The organism is uncultured Parasphingorhabdus sp. (genome assembly GCF_963975555.1).
In the GTDB taxonomy this organism is placed as follows: domain Bacteria; phylum Pseudomonadota; class Alphaproteobacteria; order Sphingomonadales; family Sphingomonadaceae; genus Parasphingorhabdus.
Map to the genome: position 1 here is coordinate 50,338 of NZ_CAXBHH010000002.1, position 12,406 is coordinate 62,743.

The following is a 12,406-nucleotide window of genomic DNA, read 5'->3' on the forward strand; positions in this document are numbered from 1 at the left end:
TTTTTGTTGGAAAGCTTTGTTTAAAGGCGTTTCCGAAACGAGCGGATGACCGGTATCAATTGAAGGAAAACGGAAAATAGTCTATGGGCGGATAGATAGAAAGCAGGAGAGGGACCAGACTCAAGATCGGGAACCATTCATGTTTGGCTTATTCGAACCAGCTCATCGCCGCGCCAAGGACGATCAGGAAATACGCTATTTTTATTCCAAATATGGTGAGGATGCGCCCGTCGTCCTAGGTGATCGGGCAAGCGATGACAGGCTGTCATCCCGGGACCGGCGTCACTGGCAGCGGTTGGCGCGCAAAGCGCGGCGGCATAAAAGCAAATGGATCGACGGGTTGAAAGCCGACTGACTTTGCACCGCTTATGAGCCGCTGTCCCGCTGATAGGGGCAGGGCTTGATCTGGTCCGGTTCGATCGCCGGACCCTTGGCGCGGAAGCGCGCGAAATAGCCGCCCAGCTCGGGCCGCTCCATGAATCCGACCAGCTCGTAACCGACCGCCTCGAACTCGCAGAACAGCTGCTTGGGCGGGATGCCGTGCTGGGCAACATCGCGGTTGACGTCGACCACGATCACTTCCCCGGCACCGTGCGCCTTGGTCTTCTGAAGCAGAGCGGGACGCAGGCGCGAGAGAAAGGCATAAGGCTCGCGCACCTCGTGATACATGTGGACCAGAAAAATCCGGTCGAAACTATTCTCCGGCAGCCGCGGATCATCCGGCGCGCCGAGCTTGATCGAGACATTGTCGAGACTCTCCCGGCTGACCCGCTCGCCCAGCCGCGAAATCGCCTCCTCGTCGATATCCTGCGCCAGCACCCGCCCCGCCGCGCCGACCTTCTCGGCCAGCCGCACGGTATAATAGCCTTCGCCCGCCCCGATATCGGCGACCGTCATGCCTTGCTCCAGCCCCGCCGCCGTCATAATCTCCTCCGCCTCGCCCCGCTTGTCGCGTGCGGTCTCGGTCGACCATTGATTGCCGGCGAGATCCGACACCGGCCGCGAAGCCGGCGGGTAAGCGCGCGCACTATCGGCGCGGTTTGCATCCGCATCCGGCACCCGCTTGCAGGCTGTCAATGATGTGGCCAGCAAGATGCCGGTTATTGCGAATAGCGCGAAGCTGGTCTTAGGCAGAGACATGCTGCGCTGAATAGGCGAGGCTTTCGGCAGGAGCAATGGGGTTTTTCCTAGTCCACATCCTCGACATCAACCGCTTCACCGGTCACCTTCTGCGCGAGCGTGGCTGCGATGAAATCATCGAGGCCGCCGTCTAGCACATCGCTCGGGGCGCTGCTGGTGTGGCCGGTGCGGAGGTCCTTGACCATCTGGTAGGGTTGCAGGACATAGGAGCGGATCTGGTGGCCCCAGCCGATTTCGGTCTTGGCTTCATATTCGCCCGAGGCTTCGGCTTCGCGGCGTTGCAGTTCGGCTTCGAACAGGCGGGCCTTCAGCATGCCCATCGCGGTGGCGCGGTTCTTGTGCTGGCTGCGGTCATTCTGGCTGGCGACGACGATGCCGGTGGGGGCGTGGGTGATGCGGACGGCGCTGTCGGTGGTGTTGACGTGCTGGCCGCCGGAGCCGGAGGCGCGATAGGTGTCGATCTTCAGGTCGCCTTCGTTGATCTCGACCTCGAAACTGTCGTCGATCACCGGATAGACCCAGACGCTGGAGAAGCTGGTGTGGCGCTTGGCGGCGCTGTCGAACGGGGAGATGCGGACCAGCCGGTGGACGCCGCTCTCGGTCTTGGCATAGCCATAGGCATTCTCGCCCTTGACCTCGATCGTCGCGGATTTGATCCCCGCCTGGTCGCCGGCCTGATAATCGACCATCGAGACCTTGTAGCCGCGGGCCTCGGCCCAGCGCTGGTACATGCGCAGGAGCATCTCGGCCCAGTCCTGGCTTTCGGTGCCGCCGGCGCCGGCGTGAATTTCGATATAGGTGTCGAGCCCGTCGGCTTCGCCGGAGAGCAGGGCCTTGACCTTGTCGCGGTCGGCGCGGGTGGCGAGCTTTTCGAGCGTGGCGACGCCTTCATCGGCGAGGCCGGCATCGCCTTCTTCCTCGGCCATCTCGATAAATTCGAGCGCGTCGTCGCGTTCCTGCTGGATTTCGCGGGCGGCGCTGATCGATTCATCGAGGCGGCGGCGTTCGGTCATCACCGCTTGCGCGGCGGTCTGGTCGTCCCACAGGGTCGGATCCTCGACCCGGGCGTTGAGCTCGTCGAGACGCCGCAGCGCGACATCCCAGTTGAGCGCGGTCTTGATCAGGGTAAGAGCGGCGTCGATCCGGTCGACAAAGGCTTGCGCGTCGGCACGCATGATATTCTCCAAAGCTATTGGTTGCTGCGATTAGACGATATCGGCGGGAAGTAAAGTGGTGTGCGGTCTGGCCGGGGGGATCGGACGGATTTTTACGGCGAGGATTTTGTCTCCGGATTCAGGTTTATGTGGTAGAAGCAGCGTGGGTACAGGAGACAGGCGGCATGGCGATCAGCAATTTTACCGACAAGGATGTTGTCGAGCAGAACGGGCGGGTCTATTTTATCACCGGGGCGAATAGCGGTCTGGGTTACGAGGCCGCCAAAGTGCTGGCGGGCAAGGGCGCGCGGGTGCTGATGGGGTGCCGTTCTGAGGACAAAGCAGAAACCGCGATGGCGAGCATATGCGCTGTCTATCCGAAGGCGGACCTGCGGTTCATTCCGCTGGATCTGGGCAATCTCAAATCGATCCGCAGCGCGGCAAAGCTTGTGGAGAAAGAGCCGAGGCTGGATGTTCTGGTGAATAATGCCGGAATCATGATGCCGCCGCGCGAAGAGACCGCCGACGGTTTTGAATCGCAATTTGGCGTCAATCATCTCGGGACCTTCGCGCTGACCGGACTGCTTCTGGACAAGCTGGCCAAGGGTCAGGAGCCGCGGGTGGTGATCACCGCCAGCATGGCGCATCGCAGCGGCCGGATCGATTTTGACGATATCAATGCAGAGCAGGGCTACAGTCGCTGGAGTCGTTACGCGATGAGCAAGCTGGCGAATCTGCTGCACATGTACGAACTCGACCGGCGGTTGCGCGCGGTCGATTCCCCGATCAAGGCGGTCGCCTGTCATCCGGGCGTTGCCGATACCGAACTGACCAAGAATTTTCCGGCTGTCCTGGTTTCCCTGTTCCGGCCGGTGTCGAGCCTGTTCATGAACAGCGCCGCACAGGGCGCGTGGCCGACGCTGGCCGCCGCCACCGGAAAAAATGTCGAGGGAGGGCAGTATTTCGGACCCAGCCGCAATGGCGAGTGGACCGGGCCAGCGGGTGAGGTGCAGCCCAGACCTAAGGCCAAGCGGATAGAACTGGCAAAACTGCTTTGGGATGTTTCGGAAGAAATGACCGGCGTTCGTTATCCCGTATAGTTGCTGCCCGATCGCTTTTCCCTGATTGTCTTTGCCTATCGCGCGTTCCCCCGTTAGACAGGGAGCGGGAGGAGACAATTGAACGCCTAATGAAGGGGGAAATTGTTTGTTCGATGAAATGCTGGGTAGCGACGATGTCGTTCGCGAACCTTATGCCGACTATAAAGAATGGCTCGACAAGGAAGATGTCAAACGTCTCCATCGCAAGACTGACGATGCCGAGGCCTTTTTCCGCAAGACGGGCATCACCTTCAATGTCTATGGCCAGGACGAAGCCGATGAACGGCTGATTCCGTTCGACGTTATTCCGCGGATATTATCTGCCCGTGAATGGCGCAAATTGTCGCGCGGTATCGAGCAGCGGGTCAAGGCGATCAACGCGTTCCTCTATGATATCTATCATCGTCAGGAGATATTGCGCGCCGGCCGTGTGCCGGTCGAGCTGATCGCCAATAATATTGCCTTCCTGCCGGAGATGATCGGCGTTAACCCGCCCGGCGGAATTTATACTCATATTATCGGCACCGACATTGTCCGGACCGGGCCGGGTGAATTTTACGTGCTCGAGGATAATGCGCGGACGCCTTCCGGGGTCAGCTATATGCTGGAGAACCGGGAAACGATGCTGCACATGTTCCCCGAACTGTTTGCCAAGATCGGCGTGCAGGAAGTGAGCCGCTACCCGAATAATTTGCGCCGGTCGCTGGCCGCCTGTGCGCCGCCAAAATGCGAAGGCAAGCCGGTGGTTGCTGTCCTGACCCCGGGCATCCACAACAGCGCCTATTTCGAGCACAGCTTTCTCGCCGACCAGATGGGCGCGGAACTGGTCGAAGGTCATGACCTGAAGATTGTCGACGGGCGCGTCGCGATGCGCACGACACAAGGCTATACCCCGATCGACGTGATCTACCGGCGGATCGATGACGATTATCTCGACCCGCTGAATTTTCTGCCCAATTCGATGCTCGGCGTGCCCGGAATCATGGATGTCTATCGGTCCGGCGGGATTACCATCGCCAACGCACCCGGCACCGGTATTGCCGACGACAAGGCGCTCTATTCCTACATGCCGGACATTATCGAATTTTATACCGGCCAGAAGCCGCTGTTGGAAAATGTTCCGACATGGCGCTGTTCGGAGAAGGACCAGCTTGCATATGTGCTGGAGCATCTGGCGGAACTGGTGGTCAAGGAAGTGCACGGATCGGGCGGCTATGGCATGCTGGTCGGACCGGCGGCTTCCAAAAAGGAAGTCGAGGAATTCCGCGCCAAGCTGATCGGCAATGCCAGCAATTATATTGCCCAGCCGACACTGGCGCTTTCGACGGTACCGATCTTTACCGAAAAGGGACTGTCGCCACGACATGTCGATCTGCGCCCGTTCGTGCTCGTGTCTCCCGATCGTATTGATATTACGCCCGGCGGCCTGACCCGCGTTGCGATGACCGAAGGATCTCTGGTGGTCAACAGCAGCCAGGGCGGGGGGACCAAGGATACTTGGGTACTGGAAGAATGAGGGGGGCGGGATCATGCTAGGCAAAACCGCCGCAAGTCTTTTCTGGATGGCGCGTCTGCTCGAGCGGACAGAAAATAGTGCCCGTTTGATCGAAGCGGGTTTCCGCATCGCATTGACCCACTCATCTTCCTCAGTCGATGAATGGGCCTCGATTCTGGCCTCTTCTGGCGCCAAGAAGAGCTATTTGGCGAAGCACGAGGATTATAGCTCGGCTAAAGTGATCGACTTTCTGCTGCGGGACAAAAGCAATCCGGGTAGCGTCATTTCACTGATAAAGCAGGCGAGGGACAGCGCCCGCACCGCGCGCATAGCCCTGACAAGAGAAGTCTGGGAAGCCACTAACGAAGCCTGGATGAACCTGAAAACAGCTCTCGCCAGTCCGGTTGAAGAGCGGGATTTGCCAGATGTCCTGGCTGTCGTTCGCCAGCAAAGCTCGCTGGTCAGGGGTGCTGTAATGGGCACGATGCTGAGGAACGACGGCTTTAATTTTATTCGGCTGGGCACGTTCATTGAGCGGGCGGACAGTACAGCGCGGATATTGGATGTGAAATATTATCTGTTGCTCCCCTCGATCGCGCAGATCGGTACCGCTGTGGATAATGTCCAGTGGGAAACCATATTGCGATCTGTCTCTGCGCAACGCTCCTACCGGTGGCTCAACGGTTCGGATATTAGCGCGTTAAGCGTCGCCGAATATCTGATCCTTCACCGCCAGATGCCGCGGTCGCTGGCATTTTGCTATGCACAGATATCCGATAATCTCGGTCATCTGGAGCGGGAATATGGAAATGAGGTGACGTCACACCGTCTGGCGGACGATATTTGCGACCGCTTGCTCGGCCAGCCTGTGCAGAATATTTTTGAAGCCGGCCTGCACGAGTTCATCATCGAATTTCTGGCGGCCAATAACAGCCTCGCTGCCCAGATCGAGACCGACTATAATTTTCAAGACAGGATAAGCTGAATATGCTGCTGAAAATTAATCACGAAACCCGCTATAATTACGACAAGCCCGTGCAATATGGCTTGCAGCAGTTGCGCCTTCGCCCGAAGGAAAGGCCCGGTCAGCGGATATTGGAATGGAATATCGAGATTGAAGGCGGCGCGCTGGAATTGTCCTTCGAAGATCAACATTGCAATCATGTTGATCTGATCAACATCGAGCGCGGGCGGAGCGAAATCGTCATTCGTTGCACCGGCGAGGTTGAAAATACCGATGGCAGCGGCGTTATCGGACGCCACGCCGGATTTGCTCCGTTGTGGTACTTCAAAAGGGCGACAGCGCTTACCAGGCCCGAGGCCGAAACCGGTAAGTTGGTTGCAGCGCTGGATCAGGATTATGACGGCGACATTGCCAGGCTGCATGCGTTATCGGCTCTGGTTACCGACAAGGTCGCTTACAAGACTGGCGAGACCGATGCTGAAACCACTGCTGAGCAGGCTCTTAAGGTCGGTGGCGGCGTATGTCAGGATCATGCCCATATCTTCTGCACCGCGGCGCGCTCGCTGGGATTTCCTGCGCGCTATGTCTCCGGATATCTGATGATGAGCGACCGGGTAGATCAGGATGCAACACATGCATGGGCGGAAGCCTATGTCGAGCATATCGGCTGGGTCGGTTTTGACGTGTCCAACGGCTATTCGCCGGACGAACGCTATGTCCGGGTCGCCACAGGCCTGGATTATCGCGATGCATCGCCGATAAGCGGCCTGCGATATGGTGCGGGCAGTGAGGATATGATTGTCAGCCTGCAAGTGCAGCAGTAGAGAGACCGCGAATATTGATCAGGGATAACCATTATAAATGACCTATTGCGTGGCACTGCGGATGAAACGTGGTCTGGTTTTTATGTCGGACACCCGCACCAATGCGGGCGTCGACGATATTGCCCAAGTCAAGAAGCTGACAAGCTGGGAAGTGCCCGGAGAGCGGGTGATCACGTTGCTTTCGGCGGGCAATCTGGCGACCACGCAAGCGGTGGTGAGCTTGCTCGACGAGCGCGGTAAACATCCTGATGACCGCAATCCTTCGATCCTGCAGGCGCCGTCGATGTTTCAGGTTGCGACGATCATCGGAGACACATTGCGCGAAGTCGTCAAAACCTATTCTCATCAGGGTCAGGAAGCGAAATCCCCCTTTGGCGCGACGCTTATTCTCGGCGGCCAGATCAAAGGCAGTGATCCGAGGCTTTTTCTGATTTATCCTGCTGGCAACTTCATCGAAGCCAGCGATGACAGCCCGTTTTTCCAAAGCGGCGAAACCAAATATGGCCGTCCGATTCTGGTCCGCGGCTTCGACCCCGAAATGTCCTTCGAAAATGCCGTGAAGCTGTTGCTGGTCTCTTTCGACTCTACAATCCGTGCCAATCTGGCGGTGGATCTGCCGCTCGATATGCAGGTCTATGAAGCCGACTGTTTTGCGATTACGCAACAGCAGAGGATCGAAAAAGACGATCCCTATTTTCAGGCAATTTCTGAAGGCTGGGGGGATGCATTGAAAAATGCGTTTCAATCACTGCCCGATTTCAGCTTTAAAAATTAACCGAAGCGCCTTTTTCCCGCCATCGCCCTGTGCGCCATCGCCATCGTGGTGAGCTGTGCGTTGACGCGTATGCAGCTTGGCATCACGCTGGCATCGGCAACATAGCAATTGGTTGTATTGTGCACGCGCTGGTTAAGATCAACAATGCCCTTATGCGGGTCTATGTTGATCGCATTGCCGCCGTGGGGATGGGAACTCGACAGGACGACATCATCCGGCTCGACGATTGCCTCTTCGTAAAAGGCGTCAATCTCGTCATGGCTCATGTCACAGGTCAGCGTCTGGCCACGGAGCAGGGCTGGGTAGACTTCGATTGCGCCGTTGAGAAAATGCACCTTGGTCATTGTCGCCAGCGCGCGGCGCAGTAGAGCCAGCTCCTCCTCGCCGATTTTCAGCTTGAGCTTGCCATTTTCCATATAGCCGAGCCGGTCGGCGGGAAACAGGACGCCTGCGGAAACCAGCCGGTTATAATTTTTCATCCGCTCATAATGGTCTTCAAACCATCCCGGCACGAGCGTAGCCATGCTCATCGGCGGCTGGAAATGGCTTTCGATCAGAAAATCACCGCGATCGACATAGGTCGCCATCTGGTCTTCGTTCCAGACGTTCACGTCCATGCCCTCGGGCATCAGGGCGACCACCGGGCAGGCGATGTTGAGCGAGATATTGGTCCCTGATTGCAGGATACCGCTATTGTAGAGCAGATTGCTGGAGGCGAGCGCTCCGGCTGCCACCACCACGCCTTTGCGGGCACGAATTGTCCGCTTCTGGCCGTTGGCGAGCCTGATCTCGACGGCCTTTGCGACCCGCTTGCCATTGGCGCCTTCGCCCCACAGGATTTCGGTAGCTTCGGCTTTGTGCAATATCCGGGCCGGCTTGTCGCGCGCATCGCTGGTCGCATGGGTCAGGAAGCTTTCCGGCATCGCTTTTTTCCGGCCATAGGGGCAACCGGTGTTGCAATAGCCGCAATATACGCATTCGCTATCCGCTGTTTTCGGTCCGTAGTTTTTCCTGAACCAGGCGGTGACCGCCTTGTGGTCCATCGGGTCGCTCGATTGGGCCGCATATTTGTTCCAGCCGTCGATCAGATGCGGACCGTTGTTGCGACCGGTGACATGGTCGATTTCCGATACTTCGAGCGCATTTTCTACCGCCTCGTAACTGGCCGCAAGTTCCGCTTCTCCGACCGGAGCGCCGAGCTTTGACCAGATATCATAAACATCTTCGGCGTCCGGATGGACGAGCCCTTCATGCTTCATCCGGAGGCAGATGCCATTGTTGATGACGGTGGAGCCGCCGACGACGCGACCCTGAAACACGATGATGTCGCGGTCGGATGTTGTTTGCAGGGCGCCATCCTTGAACAGACGCGCGGTCATCCGTGCTTCTTCATGGGTGATGCGGGATGAGGGATAATGGCTGCCGGCTTCGATGATCAATGCCTCGTGCCCCTCGTCGGCGACCGCAGCAGCAGCAACGGCGCCGCCAGCGCCGGAACCGATTACGATTACATCGGTTTCTTCCGGGATGGCCTGATGGCCGACGAAGACTTCGGCGGTCAGATCGCGGCACGTTTCACGACGAACCGGACGTTCACCGGCGGCGGAGCGGTCACGTTGCGCCGGCAGTTCGTAAGCGAGGTCGGCCAAGACCGGGTTGTCGAAATTCTCTTCTTCATCGCCATGCTGCCAATGGCCATAATAGCCGGCCAGGATGACGCCCTTGGTCCGTGCAATATCCTGGAACAGATCGATCCGCGCGTTCCGCAGCCGCCGGTTGATCAGTCTTTTTCGTAAAGCCGGTGTCGCGACCAGGAAAAGCGGGCCGCCGAGGACCAGAAACAAGCCATAGAGCGCCATCCCGATTTCATCCGGCTTGTCGCCGTCGATGTTGGAAAAATGTTCCTGCAGGTTCTCGACCACCTGGTCGGCGGAAATCACCATTTTGCGGTCGTGAAACAGAGCTTCTGCCGTCGCCTTTATGATCAGCGCCTGCAGTCGATTGAATGGTTTCTGCAATTTCCCTCTCCCTCGGTGCGACCCGGGGTGTCTATTGTTGCGCTATAATCCTCCGGAGCGTGATCGTCCATGACTATGCCACACCGGTTGCGGCATGCTGCGATTTTTCTATCCGGGTTTTAGTCAGGATGTGATTAAAGGCACTGCTTGTGACAGCGCGGATGATAGGATATGTTATGTTCATAACAATCGAGAGTTTGTCATGCGAAAAGAAGTCCGTCGTTTCCGTTCCAAACTGGTCGTCGCTATATCTGTTGCGGCACTGGCGATTCCCGCGCCCGCTTCGGCACAATTTGGCGGGTTGTTCAAAAAGAGATCGTCGAGCACGAGCGCCGGCAGCGCGTCGAAGGATTGCGCCACCGATCCGGCAAACTCGATTGGCAAATCCATATTGGGTAACATGATCGGAGATTTTACCGGGCGGGCCACGCGCAGCATGGGCGTCATCGGATCCTATATTCCCCGGGCAGAAGTAGCGGACACGCTGACCAACAGTATCGCGTGCCAGCTTGATCCTGACGAGCAGTTGCAAGCGGCGGATGCGACGCGCGACGTGACGCGATCCGCAGAAGTTGGCAGCAGCGCGGAATGGACCAGTCAGACACGTGCCAATGTATCGGGAAGTTCTACCGCGACATCAAAAACGCAAACGGCAGATGGCACAAGTTGCATGAGCATCACCGATGTCATCATTGTCGATGGCGAAGAAACCCGCGTGTCGAAGCGGATGTGCAAAGGTGCCGGTGAAACGCGCTATGTTGTGATGGTCTAAAAAATGAGCAATAGAAGCAAAGTCATAAGAGCCGTAATTGCCACTGCCTCTTTATTGGTCATGGGCGCCAGTGATGTAAAGCCCGGCATGGATCCGGACAATCCGACTTGCCCGCGCTATCCCAACTGGTCGTCGTCTGCGAAGATGGAACTGACTCCCGTGGATCGCAAAGGCACCAAGATATTGCTCGCCGAGGGCGCGATTGATGCCGGGCTGCCCGACCGGTTGCGCAAGGCGCTGGCGAAGAACCCGGATATTTCCGAAATCTGGCTGCGCTCGCCCGGCGGTGTGGCAAGAGCGGGCAATGAAGCCGGCCGCGTGATCCGGGAGGCGGATGCCTCTATCATCACCCGCATTCCCAAGGGATGGACCTGTTTCAGCGCGTGCAATTTCGTGTTCATGGGCGGCAGGGCGAGGATCGTCGAACCCGGCGCCCATTTCATGGTCCATATGTTCACCATGACCGGCGATCGCAACGCGATCAATTACAGCATCGAGATGGGGACGGATTCTACAGTCGGCCTGATCGGCGAAGTGGAGCAGGAAAGTGCGCTGCTAGCGACAGAAGACAATGACTTTCTGATCCGCATGGGTGTCTCGCGCAAATTATTGTCGGAAGTCATGTATAAAACCAGCGCGGTCAAAAGCGGTGACAGCGACAAGGCGACCCGTCGCTGCCTGACCGAAGAGGAAGCGCTGCGTTACAATGTGGCCAATGTAACCGGCTAGAACGGCATGTGAAGCAGCCCGGCCTCCCGAAAATGACAGCCATGCTTTTGCTTTTCTTTTGAAATTATGGCGTTAGCATGGGCGAGAGCCAATCGGGCCAGATAATCGGGGAGGCAGCATAATGCGTCATATTGCGATCATCGGATCGGGACCTGCAGGCTATTATTCGGCAGAAGCCGCGCAGAAGAAATTTGGTGAAGAGGTCGCGGTCGACATTATCGACCGGCTACCCGTCCCTTTCGGTCTGATCCGCACTGGCGTTGCACCCGACCATCAATCGATCAAGGCCGTCTCGCGACGCTACGAGAAAACCAATCTTGGCGACAATGTGCGCTTCGTCGGCAATGTCACGGTTGGCGAGGACGTCAGTGTTGCCGAATTGCAGGGCCTCTATGACGCCGTGGTGCTGGCAACCGGCGCGCCGAATGACCGTGTTCTCGATATCCCCGGCAGCGACCTTCCCGGTGTCATCGGCAGCGCTGCTTTTGTCGGATGGTATAATGGCCATCCGGATTTCAAGGATCTCGATCCGCCGCTCGACGCCACATCGGTCGCGATCATCGGCAATGGCAATGTAGCTCTCGATGTCGCGCGGATATTGGCGAAGACCGAAGATGAATTTGCCGGCAGCGATATTGTCAGCCACGCGCTCGATGCGCTGAAGAATAGCAAGATCAGGAAGATCACTCTGCTGGGCCGGCGCGGCCCGCACCAGATCGCGATGACACCGAAAGAACTGGGTGAACTGGGGCATTTGCATCAGGCGCGTCCGGTCGTCGATCCACTCGACTTTCCCGATGAAGGCGATGATGCGATGCTCGAACCCGGCATGCGCAAATCGGTCACCCATTTGCGCAGCTTTTACGAGCGGGCTGGGGAACTGCTCGACAAGCCGATCCAGATTGATTTCGATTTTTTCGCCATGCCGGTTGAAATTCGCGGAGACGGCAAGGTCGAGAAGCTGGTCATCGAGCGCACCGTGCTGGATGCCGATATGCGCTCCAACGGGACCGGCGAACAGTACGAGCTTGATTGCCAGATGGTGATCAGCTGCATCGGCTATCGCACCCCGCCGATCGAAGGCGTTCCCTATGAACATGGTCGCGGCCGTTTTGCCAATACCGACGGACGGATATTGCCCGGCCTCTATTGCGTCGGCTGGGCGCGGCGCGGCCCGTCGGGAACCATCGGGACCAACAAGCCGGACGGCTTTGCAATTGTCGATGCCATCGCCGAAGATATCGGTTCGGGCAATCGGAAGGAAGGCCGCGCAGGACTGGATCGATTGCTCGACGAGCGCGGCGTAGAAGCGGTCACCTTCCGCGACTGGAAGAAAATCGAGGAAGCTGAAATTGCGAGAGCACGAGACGGTTCACCGCGCGAGAAATTTACCGATATCGCCGACATGATTGCAGCGCGGGGTTAATGTAGATTT

12 protein-coding genes are annotated in these 12,406 nt (G+C 57.8%); 9 read left to right on the top strand and 3 right to left on the bottom strand.

Annotation, left to right across the window (positions count from 1 at the left end; genetic code table 11):
* Positions 1 to 139 precede the first annotated feature (139 nt).
* Entirely contained in the window at positions 140 to 355 is a 216-nt protein-coding gene (locus tag AAC060_RS05660; RefSeq protein ID WP_339823918.1) for a hypothetical protein, read from the top strand.
* Between the two features lie 11 nt (positions 356 to 366).
* Here the strand turns inward: AAC060_RS05660 and AAC060_RS05665 are convergent, their stop codons facing one another.
* Entirely contained in the window at positions 367 to 1,140 is a 774-nt protein-coding gene (locus AAC060_RS05665) for a class I SAM-dependent methyltransferase (RefSeq protein WP_339823921.1), read from the bottom strand.
* A gap of 47 nt (positions 1,141 to 1,187) precedes the next feature.
* Entirely contained in the window at positions 1,188 to 2,315 is a 1,128-nt protein-coding gene (prfB, locus tag AAC060_RS05670) for a peptide chain release factor 2 (protein ID WP_339823924.1), read from the bottom strand.
* 128 nt (positions 2,316 to 2,443) lie between these two features.
* Here prfB and AAC060_RS05675 point away from each other — a divergent pair, with 128 nt between their 5' ends.
* From AAC060_RS05675 to AAC060_RS05695, 5 genes are all read left to right on the top strand, one after another.
* A complete protein-coding gene (locus AAC060_RS05675; RefSeq protein ID WP_339823927.1) occupies positions 2,444 to 3,394 on the top strand; it encodes an oxidoreductase in 951 nt (316 codons plus the stop codon).
* Positions 3,395 to 3,512: 118 nt separating this feature from the next.
* Positions 3,513 to 4,910: a circularly permuted type 2 ATP-grasp protein gene (locus AAC060_RS05680; protein ID WP_339824705.1), complete on the top strand. Its 1,398-nt coding sequence runs from the start codon at positions 3,513 to 3,515 to the stop codon at positions 4,908 to 4,910.
* Between the two features lie 13 nt (positions 4,911 to 4,923).
* Complete coding sequence (locus AAC060_RS05685; protein WP_339823930.1) at positions 4,924 to 5,874, top strand: alpha-E domain-containing protein; 951 nt, start codon at positions 4,924 to 4,926, stop codon at positions 5,872 to 5,874.
* A 2-nt stretch (positions 5,875 to 5,876) separates the two neighbouring features.
* Positions 5,877 to 6,677 (top strand): transglutaminase family protein, encoded by an 801-nt coding sequence (locus AAC060_RS05690; protein WP_339823933.1) that lies wholly within the window; start codon positions 5,877 to 5,879, stop codon positions 6,675 to 6,677.
* 37 nt (positions 6,678 to 6,714) lie between these two features.
* A complete protein-coding gene (locus tag AAC060_RS05695) occupies positions 6,715 to 7,452 on the top strand; it encodes a peptidase (protein WP_339823936.1) in 738 nt (245 codons plus the stop codon).
* On the opposite strand, the gene AAC060_RS05700 is transcribed toward AAC060_RS05695, so the two are convergent.
* The gene (locus AAC060_RS05700; RefSeq protein WP_339823939.1) at positions 7,449 to 9,470 is read right to left on the bottom strand and encodes a GMC family oxidoreductase N-terminal domain-containing protein; all 2,022 of its coding nucleotides are present in this window, start codon (positions 9,468 to 9,470) and stop codon (positions 7,449 to 7,451) included. The genes AAC060_RS05695 and AAC060_RS05700 overlap by 4 nt on opposite strands.
* Positions 9,471 to 9,672: 202 nt before the next feature.
* Here AAC060_RS05700 and AAC060_RS05705 point away from each other — a divergent pair, with 202 nt between their 5' ends.
* The 3 genes from AAC060_RS05705 (at position 9,673) to AAC060_RS05715 (ending at position 12,397) form a co-directional block, all read left to right on the top strand.
* Positions 9,673 to 10,242, top strand: a complete 570-nt coding sequence (locus AAC060_RS05705) for a hypothetical protein (RefSeq protein ID WP_339823942.1) — start codon at positions 9,673 to 9,675, stop codon at positions 10,240 to 10,242.
* A 3-nt stretch (positions 10,243 to 10,245) separates the two neighbouring features.
* Positions 10,246 to 10,971 carry a hypothetical protein gene (locus AAC060_RS05710; protein WP_339823944.1) on the top strand — a complete coding sequence of 242 codons (726 nt, stop codon included), beginning with the start codon at positions 10,246 to 10,248 and terminating at the stop codon, positions 10,969 to 10,971.
* Positions 10,972 to 11,092: 121 nt separating this feature from the next.
* Positions 11,093 to 12,397, top strand: coding sequence for an FAD-dependent oxidoreductase (locus AAC060_RS05715; protein ID WP_339823946.1), 1,305 nt, complete (start codon positions 11,093 to 11,095; stop codon positions 12,395 to 12,397).
* Positions 12,398 to 12,406 lie beyond the last annotated feature (9 nt).

Coding starts and splice junctions, on each gene's coding strand:
- AAC060_RS05690 (WP_339823933.1), top strand. CDS start 5,877: ATGCTGCTGAAAATTAATCACGAAACCCGCTATAATTACGACAAGCCC.
- AAC060_RS05695 (WP_339823936.1), top strand. CDS start 6,715: ATGACCTATTGCGTGGCACTGCGGATGAAACGTGGTCTGGTTTTTATG.
- AAC060_RS05685 (WP_339823930.1), top strand. CDS start 4,924: ATGCTAGGCAAAACCGCCGCAAGTCTTTTCTGGATGGCGCGTCTGCTC.
- AAC060_RS05680 (WP_339824705.1), top strand. CDS start 3,513: ATGCTGGGTAGCGACGATGTCGTTCGCGAACCTTATGCCGACTATAAA.
- AAC060_RS05710 (WP_339823944.1), top strand. CDS start 10,246: ATGAGCAATAGAAGCAAAGTCATAAGAGCCGTAATTGCCACTGCCTCT.
- AAC060_RS05660 (WP_339823918.1), top strand. CDS start 140: ATGTTTGGCTTATTCGAACCAGCTCATCGCCGCGCCAAGGACGATCAG.
- prfB (WP_339823924.1), bottom strand. CDS start 2,315: ATGCGTGCCGACGCGCAAGCCTTTGTCGACCGGATCGACGCCGCTCTT.
- AAC060_RS05705 (WP_339823942.1), top strand. CDS start 9,673: ATGCGAAAAGAAGTCCGTCGTTTCCGTTCCAAACTGGTCGTCGCTATA.
- AAC060_RS05715 (WP_339823946.1), top strand. CDS start 11,093: ATGCGTCATATTGCGATCATCGGATCGGGACCTGCAGGCTATTATTCG.
- AAC060_RS05665 (WP_339823921.1), bottom strand. CDS start 1,140: ATGTCTCTGCCTAAGACCAGCTTCGCGCTATTCGCAATAACCGGCATC.